Origin of the sequence: Lentimicrobium sp. S6 (assembly GCF_013166635.1) — a bacterium.
Taxonomy (GTDB): Bacteria; Bacteroidota; Bacteroidia; order Bacteroidales; family UBA12170; genus UBA12170.
Genome location: NZ_JABKBZ010000273.1, coordinates 1 through 566 on the forward strand (window position 1 = coordinate 1; position 566 = coordinate 566).

A 566-nucleotide genomic window follows, 5' to 3' on the forward strand; every position below is an offset into this window, starting at 1 on the left:
GTAGGAAACCCCTACCCTTCTTCTATTGATTGGGATTTAGTGAGTGGCTACGGTGCAAAGTATACATGGAATGGAACAGCTTATGTAGCTTATCCTGCTACAGGAGGATTTGGTTTAGGCTCCAGATATGCTGCACCATGTCAAGGTTTCTTCGTATTACCTAGTAGTTCTGGAACATTTACTTTAACAAACTCTATGAGAACTCATGATGGAGCTGATGGTTTTGAGAAAGCTAAACAAACTATTGAAAATGGTATAATAGTTTATACACAATCTAATGGATATAAAGACAAACTAGTCATTGCCTTTAAAGAAGAAAGCTCAGATGATTTTGAATTAGATAAAGATGCTTTTAAAATTCTTAGTAATACAGAAAACTTATCTCAAATCTATTCACTATCAAATATTGATAAGTTATCTATTGATATTCGTCCAGAATCTGATATTATTCAGCTAGGATTTCAAAATACAGCAAATGGTAAATATTCTATAGGAGTTTTAGATACTGATGGCATTGCAAGTGCTGAATTAGAAGACACCAAACTCAACATTTTTCACGATTTAAG

Annotated in this window: 1 protein-coding gene; it reads left to right on the forward strand. The window is 33.4% G+C overall.

Annotated features, from left to right (window positions below; genetic code table 11):
• Positions 1-566 (forward strand): hypothetical protein (locus HNS40_RS22695; protein ID WP_216664213.1); only part of this gene is annotated, 566 nt, incomplete at both ends.